The 15,967-nt window shown below is 66.3% G+C and carries 15 protein-coding genes, 1 tRNA gene and 2 pseudogenes; 11 read left to right on the forward strand and 7 right to left on the reverse strand.

Going from position 1 to position 15,967, the window contains the following annotated elements; translation table 11 throughout:
- Positions 1-41 precede the first annotated feature (41 nt).
- Positions 42-851, forward strand: a complete 810-nt coding sequence (locus DYE23_RS13530) for an acyl-CoA thioesterase (protein ID WP_115327392.1) — start codon at positions 42-44, stop codon at positions 849-851.
- A gap of 4 nt (positions 852-855) precedes the next feature.
- Here DYE23_RS13530 and DYE23_RS13535 read toward each other — a convergent pair.
- Positions 856-2,054, reverse strand: a pseudogene (locus tag DYE23_RS13535) (PrsW family intramembrane metalloprotease).
- A 153-nt stretch (positions 2,055-2,207) separates the two neighbouring features.
- On the opposite strand from DYE23_RS13535, the gene rpsA reads away from it, so the two are divergent.
- From rpsA to coaE, 3 genes are all read left to right on the forward strand, one after another.
- The gene (gene rpsA, locus DYE23_RS13540; protein ID WP_011894419.1) at positions 2,208-3,653 is read left to right on the forward strand and encodes a 30S ribosomal protein S1; all 1,446 of its coding nucleotides are present in this window, start codon (positions 2,208-2,210) and stop codon (positions 3,651-3,653) included.
- Positions 3,654-3,767: 114 nt separating this feature from the next.
- Complete coding sequence (gene aztD / locus DYE23_RS13545; protein ID WP_013471774.1) at positions 3,768-4,994, forward strand: zinc metallochaperone AztD; 1,227 nt, start codon at positions 3,768-3,770, stop codon at positions 4,992-4,994.
- A 24-nt stretch (positions 4,995-5,018) separates the two neighbouring features.
- A complete protein-coding gene (gene coaE, locus DYE23_RS13550) occupies positions 5,019-6,251 on the forward strand; it encodes a dephospho-CoA kinase (protein WP_115327393.1) in 1,233 nt (410 codons plus the stop codon).
- Here the strand turns inward: coaE and DYE23_RS13555 are convergent.
- Both DYE23_RS13555 and DYE23_RS13560 read right to left on the reverse strand, forming a co-directional pair.
- Entirely contained in the window at positions 6,248-6,793 is a 546-nt protein-coding gene (locus DYE23_RS13555) for a hypothetical protein (protein WP_115327394.1), read from the reverse strand. The genes coaE and DYE23_RS13555 overlap by 4 nt on opposite strands.
- A 9-nt stretch (positions 6,794-6,802) precedes the next feature.
- On the reverse strand, positions 6,803-7,309 hold the full coding sequence (locus DYE23_RS13560) for a ribonuclease FAU-1 family protein (RefSeq protein ID WP_178061081.1): 507 nt from the start codon (positions 7,307-7,309) through the stop codon (positions 6,803-6,805).
- A 99-nt stretch (positions 7,310-7,408) separates the two neighbouring features.
- Here DYE23_RS13560 and uvrB point away from each other — a divergent pair, with 99 nt between their 5' ends.
- Both uvrB and DYE23_RS13570 read left to right on the forward strand, forming a co-directional pair.
- A complete protein-coding gene (uvrB, locus tag DYE23_RS13565; RefSeq protein ID WP_011894414.1) occupies positions 7,409-9,568 on the forward strand; it encodes an excinuclease ABC subunit UvrB in 2,160 nt (719 codons plus the stop codon).
- A 124-nt stretch (positions 9,569-9,692) separates the two neighbouring features.
- Positions 9,693-9,763: transfer RNA gene (locus DYE23_RS13570), tRNA-Cys, on the forward strand.
- Positions 9,764-9,842: 79 nt separating this feature from the next.
- Here the strand turns inward: DYE23_RS13570 and DYE23_RS13575 are convergent.
- Positions 9,843-10,319 (reverse strand): hypothetical protein, encoded by a 477-nt coding sequence (locus tag DYE23_RS13575; protein WP_115328962.1) that lies wholly within the window; start codon positions 10,317-10,319, stop codon positions 9,843-9,845.
- A 430-nt stretch (positions 10,320-10,749) separates the two neighbouring features.
- On the opposite strand from DYE23_RS13575, the gene DYE23_RS13580 reads away from it, so the two are divergent.
- The 4 genes from DYE23_RS13580 to DYE23_RS13595 all read left to right on the forward strand — a co-directional run bounded on the left by DYE23_RS13580 (position 10,750) and on the right by DYE23_RS13595 (position 13,077).
- Positions 10,750-11,076 (forward strand): DMT family transporter, encoded by a 327-nt coding sequence (locus DYE23_RS13580; protein ID WP_115327395.1) that lies wholly within the window; start codon positions 10,750-10,752, stop codon positions 11,074-11,076.
- On the forward strand, positions 11,073-11,396 hold the full coding sequence (locus DYE23_RS13585) for a DMT family transporter (protein ID WP_011894411.1): 324 nt from the start codon (positions 11,073-11,075) through the stop codon (positions 11,394-11,396). The genes DYE23_RS13580 and DYE23_RS13585 overlap by 4 nt, the downstream gene beginning before the upstream one ends.
- Before the next feature lie 183 nt (positions 11,397-11,579).
- Positions 11,580-12,218 (forward strand): cutinase family protein, encoded by a 639-nt coding sequence (locus tag DYE23_RS13590; RefSeq protein WP_011894410.1) that lies wholly within the window; start codon positions 11,580-11,582, stop codon positions 12,216-12,218.
- A gap of 415 nt (positions 12,219-12,633) precedes the next feature.
- Positions 12,634-13,077, forward strand: coding sequence for a universal stress protein (locus tag DYE23_RS13595; RefSeq protein WP_011894409.1), 444 nt, complete (start codon positions 12,634-12,636; stop codon positions 13,075-13,077).
- Positions 13,078-13,136: 59 nt separating this feature from the next.
- Here the strand turns inward: DYE23_RS13595 and DYE23_RS13600 are convergent, their stop codons facing one another.
- A complete protein-coding gene (locus DYE23_RS13600) occupies positions 13,137-14,039 on the reverse strand; it encodes a fructose bisphosphate aldolase (protein WP_115327396.1) in 903 nt (300 codons plus the stop codon).
- A gap of 36 nt (positions 14,040-14,075) precedes the next feature.
- Positions 14,076-14,261 (reverse strand): annotated as a pseudogene (locus DYE23_RS31395) (MBL fold metallo-hydrolase); the annotation flags it as partial.
- A 15-nt stretch (positions 14,262-14,276) separates the two neighbouring features.
- Between DYE23_RS31395 and DYE23_RS13610 the strand changes: the two are divergent.
- The gene (locus DYE23_RS13610) at positions 14,277-15,713 is read left to right on the forward strand and encodes a recombinase family protein (protein ID WP_115327397.1); all 1,437 of its coding nucleotides are present in this window, start codon (positions 14,277-14,279) and stop codon (positions 15,711-15,713) included.
- A 5-nt stretch (positions 15,714-15,718) separates the two neighbouring features.
- On the opposite strand, the gene DYE23_RS30625 is transcribed toward DYE23_RS13610, so the two are convergent.
- Positions 15,719-15,931 carry a hypothetical protein gene (locus tag DYE23_RS30625; RefSeq protein WP_147292283.1) on the reverse strand — a complete coding sequence of 71 codons (213 nt, stop codon included), beginning with the start codon at positions 15,929-15,931 and terminating at the stop codon, positions 15,719-15,721.
- Positions 15,932-15,967 lie beyond the last annotated feature (36 nt).

The raw sequence follows: 15,967 nt of genomic DNA on the forward strand, positions 1-15,967 counted from the left end.
TTATGTAGGGTTGCATACATAGATCGCCGAGAGGACCGTGTATGCCCAGCCATCCGTTCGACGACGCCATCGCGTTGGAACCCACCGAGTCCCGGGGGATGTCACGAGGGCGGACGAGTCCGGACTGGGCGAACATGGTCGGGCCGTTCGGCGGGATCACCGCCGCCGTACTGCTGCGCGCCGTCGCGGTCCACCCCGACCGGGTCGGGGATCCTGTGGCGCTGACGGTCAACTACACCGCCCCCGTCCTGGACGGAACGTTCGACGTCCACCCCAGGGCCGTGCGAACGAACCGCACGAACCAGCACTGGGTGGTGGACTTGTCGCAGCAGGGCGAGGTGAAGACGAATGCGACGGCGGTGTTTGGTCTGCGTCGAGACACGTGGTCGGACACCGAACCGTCGATGCCGGCGGCCCCGGCCCCCGAGGACATCGCACCCACCGGACTGCCCGATGCGGTGGTCTGGGCCGCCAACTACGACATGCGCTATGTCGACGGTGGCGTACCGCGTCCCGGGGATGGGCCCGCGTCGTCGTCGACGACCACCTTGTGGACGCGTGACCGCTCGGGACGCGCCCTCGACTTCCCGGCGCTCGCCGCGATCAGCGACATCTTCTATCCCCGGGTGTTCCTGCGCCGAGGCGCCATGTCACCGGCCGGAACGATCTCGCTGACCACGTACTTCCATGTCGACGACGACGAACTCGCCTCGGCCCGAGACGATTTCGTGTTCTGCCGGGCGCACGCGAACAGGTTCGCGCGCGGCTACTTCGACCAGTCCGCCGAGATCTGGAGCCGGTCGGGGAACCTGCTCGCATCCACCCATCAACTCGTCTACTACAGGGCCTGAACCGTCAAGGCCTGGGCGCGTTCGGGGCGTGCGTCCAGAATCCCGCCATCTGCTGCAGCGCCGGAGAAGCGGACCTGGCCGCGTACACGGCGTAGGTCTCCTCCTGCAAGAGAGCGACGACCCGAGCGTCGCCGAAGCCCGGTCGATGCGGTCACGGACGAACGCCAGCTCGGTCACCTGGTGGGCGAATCGGCGCACCGACTTCCCGGCCTCCTTGCCGCCGAGTCGCGTCGCCTCCGCGACCGCGTACTTGCGGGTCTGCATCGACCCCAGCCACGTCGCCTCGCTCGGAGTGATCACCGACGCGGCGACCATTCCGGGAAGCTTGGCGGCCACGATGCGCTGCTCGCGGCGGCGGCTGTGCACGGCCAGCGCGATGGTCAACGCGAACACGGGGACCATCCAGAACACGTAGGTGCCGAAGTAGGCGCCCGCTCCCAGCAGCGACGAGCCGTTCCACATCGCGTGCAGAAGCACCGCGCCCGCATAGCCGAGCAGCAGACAGCCGGCCTTCGCCGCACCGGTGCGCCTGTGCAGGGCGAACCACACGCCGAGCGCGAACATCGTGGTGAACAGCGAGTGAGCGAACGGCCCCATGACCAGTCGCAGCGCCGCGGTGAACAGCGACTCGGCCAGGGACTCGCCGTTGGCGATGTAGAGGATGTCCTCCAGCCAGGCGAACCCGGCGCCGACCAGGCCGGCGTACACCAGGCAGTCGGTCAGGGAATTCAGTTCCCTGCGGCGCGCGCCGGTCATCATCAACAGCAGGAACAGGCCCTTGGCGGCTTCCTCGGTCATCGGCGCACCGACGACCAGGGTGAATGCGCTCACGTCGGCGGCGTCCGGATCGAGGCCGGGATTGAGCCAGGTGTCAAGGACGACCTGCAGGATCGCCGAGACCACCACTGCCACCGAGGTGCCCCAGATGAACGCGAAGATGAGCAGCCGTGGCGGCTCGGGTTCCCACCGGTCCAGCCACAGATAGGCGAGCACGACGACCGCCATTGCGACGCTGGACAGCACGAAGCCGACCGCGGTTCCGACCGGGTTGGCCAACGTCAGCACGATGACGATCAGGCCGGCGACCGTCCCCAGGGCGATGAGGACGCCCAACGGGGCCCCGACTGTGCGGATGCGGCGGGCGAACGGCGCGCCGTGATGGTGGAATTGATGAGGACCCCCGGGAGCGCCTGCGATGGACACGCCTGCAGATTAGCCGTTGGGGGGAGGCGGGTTTGTCCTGCATGGACACAGTCGAGTAGCCTTGACGAGTACCTGTGTGTGCAGTTCGCGGGTGCGATGAAAAGAATCCAGTAAGTGTCCCTACGATTAAACCTGTCCGGAGCAACCCACCACATGCCAAGTCCCTCCGTCACGTCTCCGCAAGTTGCCGTCAACGACATCGGCTCCGCGGAGGATTTTCTCGCCGCCATCGACAAGACCATCAAATACTTCAACGATGGCGACATCGTCGAAGGGACCATCGTCAAGGTTGACCGCGACGAAGTCTTGCTCGACATCGGCTACAAGACCGAAGGCGTCATCCCTTCCCGCGAACTCTCGATCAAGCACGACGTCGACCCCAATGAGGTTGTGTCCGTCGGCGACGAGGTCGAAGCGCTGGTCCTCACCAAAGAGGACAAAGAAGGCCGCCTCATCCTGTCCAAGAAGCGCGCACAGTACGAGCGCGCCTGGGGCACCATCGAAGAGCTCAAGGAAAAGGACGAGGCCGTCAAGGGCACCGTCATCGAGGTCGTCAAGGGCGGCCTGATCCTCGACATCGGCCTGCGCGGCTTCCTGCCCGCATCGTTGGTCGAGATGCGTCGTGTCCGCGATCTGCAGCCGTACATCGGCAAGGAGATCGAGGCCAAGATCATCGAGCTCGACAAGAACCGCAACAACGTGGTGCTCTCGCGCCGTGCCTGGCTGGAGCAGACCCAGTCCGAGGTGCGCAGCGAATTCCTCAACCAGCTCACCAAGGGCGCCATCCGCAAGGGTGTCGTGTCGTCGATCGTCAACTTCGGCGCGTTCGTCGATCTCGGCGGCGTCGACGGCCTGGTGCACGTCTCCGAGCTGTCCTGGAAGCACATCGACCACCCGTCCGAGGTCGTCCAGGTGGGCGACGAGGTCACCGTCGAGGTGCTCGACGTCGACATGGACCGCGAGCGGGTTTCGCTGTCGCTCAAGGCAACTCAGGAAGACCCGTGGCGTCACTTCGCCCGCACCCACGCGATCGGCCAGATCGTGCCGGGCAAGGTCACCAAGCTGGTGCCGTTCGGTGCGTTCGTCCGTGTCGAAGAGGGCATCGAGGGTCTGGTGCACATCTCCGAGCTGTCCGAGCGCCACGTCGAGGTTCCGGACCAGGTGGTCCAGGTCGGCGACGACGCGATGGTCAAGGTCATCGACATCGACCTGGAGCGTCGCCGCATCTCGCTGAGCCTCAAGCAGGCCAACGAGGACTACTCCGAGGAGTTCGAGGCCTGGAAGTACGGCATGGCCGACAGCTACGACGACCAGGGCAACTACATCTTCCCCGAGGGCTTCGACGCCGACACCAACGAGTGGCTCGAAGGCTTCGAGAAGCAGCGTGACGAGTGGGAGGCCCGGTACGCCGAGGCCGAGCGTCGCCACAAGATGCACACCGCGCAGATGGAGAAGTTCGCCGCTGCCGAGGCCGAGGAAGCCGCCAAGCCGGCGTCGTCCAACGGTTCCTCGCGCTCTGAGGAGTCCTCGGGCGGTGGATCGCTGGCCAGCGATGCACAGTTGGCTGCGCTGCGCGAGAAGCTCGCAGGCAACGCCTAAACAGTCCCGACCGAAGGCCCCGGCTCATGACGAGTCGGGGCCTTCGTCGTTGCGCGCTCATGTGCACATATCGCTTTTTGACAATGATTTTCATTAGAGGGTTGGATCATCGTCGTGACGACGACAACCCGACTCCTTACCCTCTTCTCTGCCGCTCTGCTCGGCGCCGGCTGCGCGGCCACCGAGACCGCGCCGACCGACAGTGCAGCCCCGACGAGCGCCGAGGCCGCACCGACGGAGGAATCCTCGGCGACGCCGCGCCTGGCGCTGAGCTACGACGGCGGGGTACTGGTCCTCGATGCCGGCACGCTGCACCAGGTCGCCGACATCCCGGTCGACGGGTTCGTCCGGCTCAATTCGGCCGCCGACGGACGGCACGTGCTGGTGTCGCAGACCGACGGCTTCGCGGTCCTCGATCTGGGGACCTGGACGGACTCCCACGGCGATCACGGACATCACTACACCGCTCCGCCGGCGATGACCGACCTGCGATTCGGCGGTGCCGAGCCCGGCCATGTCGTCGCGCACGACGAGCGGCTGACCCTGTTCAGCGACGGCACCGGAGCCGTCGACGTGGTCGACCCGCACGAACTGCTCGACGGTGAGGGCGTTGCGACAACGGTCGTCACGACGACGCCTCACCACGGTGTCGCGGTGGCGCGGAAGGACGGCACCGTGGTGCTCAGCGTCGGTGACGAGGACGGGCGCAGCGGACTGGAGATCCGGGATGCCGCGGGCGGCCGGATCGCCGTCAACGACCAGTGCCCGGGACTGCACGGCGAAGCGGCTGCCGCCGGAGGCGCGCTGACGTTCGGCTGTGAGGACGGCCTGTTGATCGTGCGTGGCAACGACATTCAGAAGATCCCGAGCCCCGACCCGTACGGACGAATCGGAAACCAGGCGGGTAGTGAGGAGTCGGTCGTGGTGCTCGGCGATTACAAGACCGATCCGGATGCCGAACTCGAACGGCCACAACGCTTCACGTTGACCGACACCCGCACGGGGGCGCTGCGGGTGGTCCCGCTGGACGCCAGCTACAGCTTCCGCTCGCTGGACCGTGGGCCACGCGGCGAAGCGGTCATCCTGGGCACCGACGGTGCGTTGCACGTGTTCGACCCCGTCAGCGCCCAGCGCCTCGCCCACGTGCCCGTCGTCGAGCCGTGGACCGAGCCGGATGAATGGCAGTCGCCGATGCCGAACCTGCATGTGCAGGGCGACGTGGCCTACGTCAGCGATCCCGGCACTCGGCGCGTGGTGGCGGTCAACCTCTCCGACGGCGCCGTCCTCGCCGAGACCACCCTGGCCCATCCGACGATCGAACTGACTGGTGTCGAGGGCTGAGCGGGCGGCTGACACACTGGTGCGGTGCTGCGCATTGGATTGACCGGAGGAATCGGAGCGGGCAAGTCGACGGTGTCGGCGACGTTCAGTGAGCTGGGGGCCGTCGTCGTCGACGGCGATGTGATCGCCCGCGAGGTGGTCGAACCGGGCACCGAGGGGCTAGCGAAGCTCGTCGAGGCCTTCGGCGACGGGATCCTGCGGTCCGACGGCTCCCTCGACCGCCCGGCGCTGGCGGCGATCGCGTTCAGTGACGACGAAAAGCGTACGACGCTGAACGGGATCGTGCATCCTCTTGTGGCGCAACGGCGTTCGGATCTCATCGCCGCTGCACGCGAGGCCGCGGAGAATCCGGTGATCGTCGAGGACATCCCGCTGCTCGTGGAATCCCAGATGGCCCCGATGTTTCCGCTCGTGATCATCGTCCACGCCGACCCCGAAGTGAGGGTCAAGCGGCTCATCGAGCATCGCAACTTCTCGGAGGAGGATGCCCGCGCACGCATCGCGGCGCAGGCTACCGAGGAGCAGCGCCGCGCGGTTGCCGATGTGTGGCTGGACAATTCGGGCAGCGCCGGCGAGCTGGTCGAGAAGGCACGCGACCTGTGGCACGGGAGGATCCGCCCGTTCGCCCACAACCTCGCGGCGGGGGAACCCGCGCGCACGGACGCCCGCCCGGTGCCGGCGGATCCGCAGTGGGCCGCACAGGCTCAGCGGATCCTGGCCCGCCTGCGCACCGCGTGCGGGCACCGCGCGGTGCGGGTCGACCACATCGGCTCGACGGCTGTCCCGGATCTGGACGCCAAGGACGTCATCGACGTCCAGGTCACGGTCGAGTCGCTCGATGTCGCCGACGAACTGACCGACGCGCTGCAGGCGGCCGGCTACGTCCGGACCCAGATCACAGGGGATGTGGCCAAGCCGGATGCCCGCAGCACCGCGTCGCCGTTCGACCACTCCGACGACGCCGCGCACTGGGCGAAGAGACTGTTCTGCTCGGCGGATCCTGGACGTCCGACGAACGTGCACGTGCGTGTCGACGGATGGCCGAATCAGCAGTTCGCTCTGCTGTTCGTCGACTGGCTCACCAACAATCCGGCGGTGCGCACCGAGTACGCCGACCTCAAACGGCGGGTGGCTGCCGAGGATCATCCGACGACCGGCGCGCACGCCAACGCCAAGGAGCCGTGGTTTCTCGACGCCTACCGCAGGGCATGGCAGTGGGCCGACACCACCGGGTGGCGGCCGGCCGGACCTCGCTAGGTCGGCGGCGCCGGCGGTGGCGGCTGGTCGGGTGGAGGTGCGAGCGAATCGGTGGCCATAGGACCGGGCGCGGCGCCCACCGGCGCCTCGCACGTCAGAGCACCGTAGTCGGGGTCTTCACGCTGGGGCAGCACCCGCGGTGCGATGAAGTCGTCGGCCTGGGCCACGAGCTTGTCGTCGATCAGGATCTCGCAGTGCAGGTTCGCCGAATACGGCCACTCGATGGACACCCGCATGTTCGCGACCTGGGATTCGGGCAGGACGGTCATCGCCTCGAACACCCGACCGGGGACCATCGTCGGGTTCGCCCCCTGGATCTTGTCGCCTTCGGCCCGGTAGGTGATCGACGCGCCGCGCGACACCCCGTCGACGCGGGCGCGGTAGGTGATGTTGCGCAGGATTTCGGGCGCCTGCGCCTCGACCTCGGGTTGCGGGTCGGGCTGGGCCGGGGCGGGGGCGGCAGAGGCCAGCAGACCCGCGGCGCCCAGCACCGCGGCACCGAGCGTCGCTCCGGCGGTACGCACACGTCTCGTCGCACTCACAGCAGGAGTCTATGTGTCTCGCCACGTCAGGACCATGCCGTTGCTCGCAAGCCACCTGTGCAGGTCGTAGTCGTGGCGGGCCAGCGCGTCCACGGTGTCCACCGCAACGTGCACCGCGCGCCGGCCCGCGTCGTGGGAAAGCAGTCCGGCGCCGACCGCGGCGAGTAGCTCATCGACATCGGTGAGCTGCACTCCGTGGCCTGTGCGCAGCACCAGATCGAGATAGTGGTCCTCGCCGGACCAGCGGTCTCCGTCGCGGGTGTAGTCACCGACGTCGAGGTAGAAGTCCTGGTCGCGTTCGTGGCCGGGATTGAAGTGGAACACCGTCACACGCAGGTGCAGAGCGGGCAGCAGCCAGGATTCGAGGTAATGGAACTGGGCACGGCCCGGTGTGGGCCGTGCCATGTAGAGCCCCCAGGGCCGCACCTCGTAGATGTCGACGGCGCGCTCGATGCCCTTCGGATCGGTGTTGGTGCGTGCCGCGACGTCGAAGGTCTCGCGTTTGGGCGGATGGATGTGCGCGGGAGGGTCGATGAGCCCAGGATAAGGCCTGGCAGAGGGGTGCGGGGCACGTGCGGAACAGAACATGTCGGCGCCGGGTTCTACCCTGTGAACATGGCTTTCGCGACCGAACATCCCGTGCTCGCGCACTCGGAGTACCGCCCCGTCGACGACGTGGTCCGCAGTGGCGCGCGCTTCGAGGTGGTCAGTGAGTACGAGCCCGCCGGCGACCAGCCCGCGGCGATCGAGGAGCTGGAGCGGCGCATCCGGGCGGGGGAGAAGGACGTGGTGCTGCTGGGCGCCACCGGTACCGGTAAGTCGGCGACCACGGCGTGGCTGATCGAGCGGCTGCAACGACCGACGCTGGTGATGGCGCCGAACAAGACGCTGGCCGCGCAGCTGGCCAACGAGTTGCGCGAGATGTTGCCGAACAACGCCGTCGAATATTTCGTGTCGTACTACGACTACTACCAACCTGAGGCCTACATCGCCCAGACGGACACCTATATCGAGAAGGACAGCTCGATCAACGACGATGTCGAGCGCCTGAGGCACTCGGCGACGTCGAACCTGTTGTCGCGCAGGGACGTCGTGGTGGTCGCCTCGGTCTCGTGCATCTACGGTCTGGGCACCCCGCAGTCCTATATGGACCGCTCCGTCGAGCTCAAGGTCGGCGACGAGGTGCCCCGCGACAGCCTGCTGCGGCTGCTGGTCGATGTGCAGTACACCCGCAACGACATGTCCTTCACGCGAGGGACGTTCCGGGTCCGCGGCGACACCGTCGAGATCATCCCGTCGTACGAGGAGCTCGCGGTCCGCATCGAGTTCTTCGGCGACGAGATCGAGGAGCTCTACTATTTGCACCCGCTGACCGGCGACATCATCCGCAAGGTCGACTCGCTGCGGATCTTCCCGGCCACCCACTACGTCGCGGGGCCCGAACGGATGGCGGCGGCGATCTCGACGATCGAGGCCGAACTCGAAGCGCGGCTGGCCGAACTGGAGGGCCAGGGCAAACTGCTGGAGGCGCAGCGGCTGCGCATGCGCACCAACTACGACATCGAGATGATGCGTCAGGTCGGGTTCTGCTCCGGCATCGAGAACTACTCGCGCCACATCGACGGCAGGCCGGCCGGTTCAGCCCCCGCGACCCTGCTGGACTACTTCCCCGAGGACTTCCTCCTCGTCATCGACGAGTCGCACGTGACCGTTCCCCAGATCGGAGGGATGTACGAGGGCGACATGTCCCGGAAGCGGAACCTGGTGGACTTCGGTTTCCGGCTGCCGTCGGCGGTCGACAACCGTCCGCTGACCTGGGAGGAGTTCGCCGACCGGATCGGACAGACGGTGTACCTGTCGGCGACGCCGGGCAACTTCGAGCTGGCTCAGACCGGCGGCGAGTTCGTCGAGCAGGTGATCCGCCCGACGGGCCTGGTCGATCCGCAGGTGATCGTGAAACCGACGAAGGGCCAGATCGACGATCTGATCGGTGAGATCCGCAAACGCACCGAGCGTGACGAACGCGTGCTGGTCACGACACTGACGAAGAAGATGGCCGAGGACCTCACCGACTACCTGCTGGAGATGGGGATCAGAGTCCGCTACCTGCACTCCGAGGTCGACACGCTCCGTCGCGTCGAGCTGCTGCGCCAGCTGCGGCTGGGGGAGTACGACGTGCTCATCGGCATCAACCTGCTGCGGGAGGGTCTCGATCTGCCCGAGGTGTCGCTGGTTGCGATTCTCGACGCCGACAAGGAAGGCTTCCTGCGGTCGCCTCGAAGCCTGATCCAGACCATCGGTCGCGCCGCGCGCAACGTCTCGGGCGAGGTGCACATGTACGCCGACAAGATCACCGACTCGATGAAGCAGGCCATCGACGAGACCGAGCGGCGTCGCGCCAAACAGATCGCCTACAACACCGAGCGTGGGATCGATCCGCAGCCGTTGCGCAAGAAGATCGCCGACATTCTCGACCAGGTGTACCGCGAGGCCGACGACACCGAAGCGGTGGAGATCGGCGGCTCCGGCCGCAACGCGTCGCGTGGCCGTCGCGCGCCGGGCGAGCCGGGCCGCGCGGTCAGCGCCGGGGTGTACGAGGGCCGCGACACGAAGAACATGCCGCGCGCCGAGCTGGCCGATCTGATCAAGGACCTGACCGCGCAGATGATGGCCGCCGCGCGCGATCTGCAGTTCGAGCTCGCCGCCCGGATCCGCGACGAGATCCAGGACCTGAAGAAGGAACTCCGCGGCATGGATGCCGCCGGGCTCAAATGAGGTGACCGACAAAATGGCGTCGGTGCGCCGTGGGCTTGCCGCGCCCGCGGGCCCGGACGGTTAACGATCAGGCCGATCGGAAACCTGGCCCGTTCGGTCGGGGTCCGGCAGGGTGGCGTGCAGTGCGGGTGTGGCTGAGTGGCTAGGCACCGGCCTGCAAAGCCGTTCACACGGGTTCGAATCCCGTCACTCGCTCGCACGATCGACGCGCACGAAAGGGCCGTCCCACCCGATGGATGGGACGGCCCTTCGCTGTGTCTACGAGCCGCGTCGATTACAAGCGGACGAACACGCCGGTGTCGCCGTTCCACACGCCCCACGCACTGAGGTCGGGGTTCCAGACGACTGCCAGGCCCTCGGCCCAATCCGGCAGCTCAGGCTGCAGCGGCGCGCCTTCGGGCGGCAGCACCGGGGTGATCACCCACACGGGGGTCTCCGGCAGCGTGATGACGTTCTGCGGCATCGGCCCGCCGTGTCCCGGAGGCGGCAGGTAGCCGAGTCCCGGAGGCAGCGGCGTGCCCGGGTCCCCTGCGTTGACGCCCGGTCCCGTCACCACGTCGGGACGGTCGGGTCCGCTGTTGCCGTTCGGGCCGCCGGGGCCATTGCCATTGCCGTTGCCGTTGCCCTGGCCGTTCGAGTTGCCGGGGTTGGCCGGCGGTTCTGCGTGGGCGAGGCCCGCCGCCATGCCGAGGCCTCCCAAGCCGAGCAGGCCGGCCGTCGCGATGCCCGCGGTCAGTTTCTTGATCTCCATCATGTACCTCCTGGATGTTTCTTCCGCTATCACCGTCGATGGTGACAACCGGAAGGGTGTCTCACTCATGGCCGTTGCCGCGCTGGTGTGCGCTGCAGGCCGTGACCCCCGTCGCCGAGAACTATGGCCGTTGATCATGGCTGCTAAACCCGACGAGACCAGGTGATTCAGAGAATCCCGAGAAATCCCAGGTGAAGACCCTTCGGTCGAATTCGCCGAAAGTTGGGTTTGCTGTGAATCCCCGGACATCTGTAACAGATCATGTCCAGCAATCGATAAGGCGGGATCCTCCAGCACCGGAACGGCTCCGAGAGCAGCTTCACCAACCGGAAGCTAGAGTTCGCCAAGTGCCCGGCCTGATGTCTCACTTCCCAAACGAACGGCCGCAGGTTCTTTCGGTTTCCCTGCAACTCCTCGGGGAGGATCCGCGGTGACGTGGGTGTTCTTGATTCTGGCGATATCCAGCGAAGTCGCCGCGACACTGTCCCTCAAAGGCTCCGAGACGGTGCCCGCGTTGTACGCCGTGGTCGTCCTGGGGTACCTCGCCTCGTTCGTCTTCCTGGCCCTCGTCCTCCGCCGGGGTATGGGGCTCGGCGTCGCGTACGGAATCTGGGGCGCTTCCGGTGTCGCGATGACGGCGCTGCTGTCGGCGGTCCTGTTCGGTGAGGAATTGACCGCGCTGATGATCGCCGGCCTCGGGTGCATCATCGCGGGCGTGGCGCTGGTCGAGACCGGATCCCGGGTGGACGCCGAATGATCGAGTACGTCCTGTTGATCGCCGCCATCGGGTGTGAGGTCAGCGCGACACTCGCTCTGCGAGTTGCGGCGCGGGGAAGAACGTCGTTCTACGGCATCGTCCTCATCGGATATGTCGCGGCCTTCACCCTGCTGTGGGCCTCGTTGCGACACGGCATGCCACTCGGGGTGGCCTACGGCATCTGGGCCGCCGCGGGTGTCGCTTTGACCGCGGCGTTCTCGCGCCTGCTGTTCGATGAGCCCCTGACCCGAAAGATGCTGGGCGGCATCGCACTGATCATGGTCGGTGTGCTTCTCGTCGAGATCGGCGCGTCGCACTGACGGCTCGCGGCGTACACGAATGCGCGGGATTATCCACACGTCGCTGGGGCTGTACCCGTTGACGCAACACGGATGCATCTCCGTTCGATCACCGTTGTGTCGCGACAACGCCCAACTTTGCTGAAACTGTGTCAGCGTTGACGCGTGCTCGCACGCCAGGTGGCCCGTGTCCTAGGTGGAGCGGTGGTGACAGGGTGGGCTCTGTCGTTGTCCATCGCCAGTGCTCCCGTTGCTGTCGCTGCATCATGCCCGGATGTCGAGGTGGTTTTCGCCCGCGGCACAGCGGACAAACCGGGTGTCGGCTTCACCGGTAGGCAGTTCGTCACGGCGCTGAAGAAGAGGCTTCCGGGTAAGACCGTGTCCGTCTACGCCGTCAACTATCCGGCGAGTTGGAACTTCTCGAAGTCCACCAGTGAGGGTGCGGTCGACGCCAACAAGCATGTGCAGTACGTCGCCGCGGTCTGCCCGCGCACCAAGATCGTGCTCGGCGGTATGTCCCAGGGCGCCGGGGTCATCGACCTCATCACCGTCGGCAACCGCATCATCTGGTTCTTCAAGCCGGCGCCGCTACCGGACAAGATGGTCAACCACGTCGCCGCGATCGCGGTGTTCGGCAACCCTTCCCGCGACATCTCGTCGCTCGGGCCACTCACGAAGATCAGCCCGCTGTACGGTTCCAAGGCCATCGACCTGTGCGCCACGGGTGACCCGTACTGCTCGTCGGGCAACAACTTCTTCGCGCACTTCGCCTATCCGTGGAACGGGATGGTCAACGAGGCCGCCACCTTCGCGGCCGGACGCGTCCTGGGCACGCAGAACTGACCCACTCCTGCCGCGTCCATCGGGAACGAAATGCCCTGTCGCCCAAACGGAACCGAAAGTCGGGCGGCACCGAGCCGGCGACGGCGGCACCGTTGCCGATTCCCGCTGTCCCGGTCGGACACATTGCGCTTCGGCGCCTTTCTGCTGCCGGCAACACTGCCGATGCCGCGAGATCCGGTGTGTGACCGGCATCGCCGGGCGGACACAGCCGTGAAGGCCCGCCAGTCCTTTTGGCGCAGCAGCATTTTGCGGTGTGTACCCGCCGTCACGCAGACGCGGTCAAGGTGATGTTGCCTGCTCCGACGGCATCGAATGCAGGGCGAATGCGTCCGATGTGTGGTGAATCGCACCCATGTTCGGGTCCGGGCGGGTTACTGTCTCCGTTGGCGTTGCAACCGACACTGGGAGGATATTGATGACCGGCTATCAAACGGTGGTGGTTGGTACGGACGGATCTGATTCGTCGTTACGTGCCGTGGACCGCGCCGGTCAGATCGCTGCCGGCGCGCACGCGAGGCTCATCGTCGCGACCGCCTACTTCCCGCAGAGCGAGGACGCCCGGGCGGCCGATGTGCTCAAGGACGAGGGCTACAAGATGTCCGGCAACGCGCCGATCTACGCGATCCTGCGTGAGGCCAAGGAGCGCGCCAAGGCCGCCGGCGCGGAGAACATCGAGGAGAAGGCCGTCGTGGGCGCGCCCGTCGATGCGCTCGTCGAGCTGGCCGAGGAAGTGAACGCCGATCTGCTCGTCGTCGGCAACGTCGGCCTGAGCACGATCGCCGGCCGTCTGCTGGGATCCGTGCCCGCCAACGTGGCGCGTCGGTCCAAGTCCGATGTGCTGATCGTGCACACGTCCTGACCGAGGTCTGACACGAAAAAACCCTGGGCCGACAACAGTCGACCCAGGGTTTTTCGGTGTCAGGAGTTGGACGCCTTGGCGATCGCGGTGATCGCGGAATCCAGCGCCGCGTTGAACTCGTCGTCGCTCTGCTGGGCCGTCAAGCCCTCGGTCAGCGCACGCGAGAAGCTTGCGATGACACCCTGGTTCGCCGCGAGCTTGGCGCAGGCGTCCTCGCGGTTGTAGCCGCCCGACAGCGCGACCACGCGCAGTACCTTCGGATGCTCGACGAGCTCACGGTAGTGGTTGTCGACGTCGGGGAGCGTCAGCTTGAGCATCACGGCCTGGTCGTCGCCGAGGGAGTCGAGCTGGGAGAGGATGGCGGCCTTGAGCTGCTCCTCGGCCTTGGCCTTCTCGGGGCTGTGGATGTCGACCTCGGGCTCGATGATCGGGACGAGCCCGGCCGCGAGGATCTGCTTCCCGACCTCGAACTGCTGGGCGACGACCTCGTCCAGACCGGCACCGGGCAGCTTGATCACCGAGCGCATCTTGGTGCCGAACACGCCCTTGTCCCGGGCGCGGGCGAGGAGCTCGTCCAGCCCCGGGATCGGCTTCATGACCTGCGCGCCGTCCTTCTCCTCGGCCAGGCCCTTGTCGACCTTGAGGAACGGAACGATCTGCTTGACGTTCCACAGGTAGTCGGCCGTGTCACGACCCTCGATCTGGCGGTCCATGGTGTCCTCGAAGAGGATTGCCCCGAGGATGCGCTCGCCGTCGAAGCTCGGGCTGGTGATGATGCGGGTGCGCATCTGATGCACCATGTCGAACATTGCCGTGTTGTCGATTTCCCCAGCGTCGCCGGAGTACGCGTCCTCGGCGATCCCGTAGAGCTTCAACGCCTTGGGCGTGCTGCCGCCGCTCTGGTCGAGCGCGGCGATGAAGCCGGCGCCACTCTTGGCCTTGTTGAACTGATCGCTGTTCATGATCCCTTTCCTGATTTTCTTTCCATTAACGGCGGGTCACCAACCGCGCTCGCGCCACTCGCCGAGATGCGGACGTTCGGTCCCGAGCGTCGTATCGTCGCCGTGCCCCGGATACACGACGGTCTGATCGGGGAAGACGTCGAACACCCTGCTGCTGACGTCGCCGAGCAGCTGTTCGAAGTCCCCCTCCTTCCAGGTCTTTCCGACGCCGCCGGGAAATACCGTAGGCTCTTAGACGTGAATACGTCAACGGTTGAGAGAGTCGCGCTGTATGCGCGTATCTCCCAAGACCAGAGCGGTAAAGCTGTGGGCGTCACCGATCAACTAGAGCACGCGCGAACCTTCGCCGCGGCACGCGGGTATCAGATCGTCGCCGAACACTCCGACAACGACATCAGCGCCTTTCGCGGGAAGCAACGCCCGGCATATCAGAAGGTGCTTCAGTTGGCCCGCGAGCACAAGATTGACCGCGTCATCGTCTACCACCTCACCCGTATGACCAGGAACCGGCGTGAGCGCGCCGAGTTCATTGACGCTTTCCATTCCTGCAAGGTCAACGTGTCCGAGGCGCAGGGCGGCGATTACGACCTGTCAACGGCCGCCGGCAGGACATGGGTCGACATTCAGGGCGCCCTGGCGACGTGGGAGAGCGAAATCAAGTCTGAGCGCATAACGGCATCAGCCGCACGCAGAGCGCGGGCGGGACGACCGTCCGGTGATCTCGGATATGGCTGGACCAAGAACGGCACCGGAGCAACCGCGACGTGGACCGAGCACCCGCACGAGGCCGAGGTTGTCCGCGAGATCGTTGACCGGCTACTGGGCGGCGACACGCTGCGCGGTATCACCGATAGCCTGAACGGCCGAGGGGAGCCGGCCCCGAAGTCGGCGCGGTGGGGCAAGACGTCGGTCAAGAAGCTCGCGTTGCGGGAGTCCAACATCGCCGAGCGCGTGCACCATCGGGGTCAGCCCGACGAGGAACGCTTTCCCGGGTGCTGGCCCGCCATCGTGGACAAGGCGAAGCACGAAAAGGTGGTGGCCCTACTCGCAGCACCGACTCGGCGAACCAACGGGACGGCACGTCCAGGTGCCCGACGGCATCTCCTGTCGTGGGGCCTCGGGGAGTGCGGCGTCTGCGGTGGCACGTTGCGTGCCGTCACCAGACACGGCAAGTACGGTCGGCCGCTAGATCTCTACGTGTGCGACGACAGGGGGTGTGTGGGCCGCTCTGAACCATCGGTGGACGCGCTGGTCAGAGATCTCGTGATCGGCCGTCTGTCGATGCCTGACGCGCTCGATTGGTTGCTCGGTGACGACGAGGAGGCCCGCCGCTGGTCTGAGCGGGTCGATGAACTCAAGCGCCGTCTCGATGAGGCTGCGGACGCTTTCGCCGAGGGGGCGATCACCGGCGAACAGTTGCGCCGCATCACTGCGCGCTTGCAACCCGACCTCGACGACGCCGAGTCCCACCGGGCCGATTCTGTCGTGTCGCTGGACCTCGACGCCATACGTCCGCTCGCAGGGCCGGCAGCCCGGGAACGCTGGGACGAAATGACCGTGGCGCAGCGGCGTGCCGTCATCGAAGCGTTGGGAATACGCGTCCTGATCGATCGAACCCGGCCCGGCCCGGGATTTGATCCAGACAGCGTGCGGATTAAATGGGGGAGTAGATGAGTGGATCACGCACGTTTCGCATCATTTGCACGGGAAAAGGAACCCACGGCCAGATCGATTGGCCCGAACTCGATGTCGGTGAAGATGGCGCGATTAAAGAAAGGCGCTTCCGGACGGCCCCGGTGCCGAAAGAAATACGTGGGAAGACCGTTGCGGTCGATGGCGATTCGACTCCAGCGATCGTGAGCCGCAAGATGCCCGTCCAGGCTGACCAGCATCGCTCCGAGGATGGCACGTGGCGGTGGCGGTGTCCC

Origin of the sequence: Mycolicibacterium gilvum, assembly GCF_900454025.1 — a bacterium.
GTDB classification, from domain to species: Bacteria; Actinomycetota; Actinomycetes; order Mycobacteriales; family Mycobacteriaceae; genus Mycobacterium; species Mycobacterium gilvum.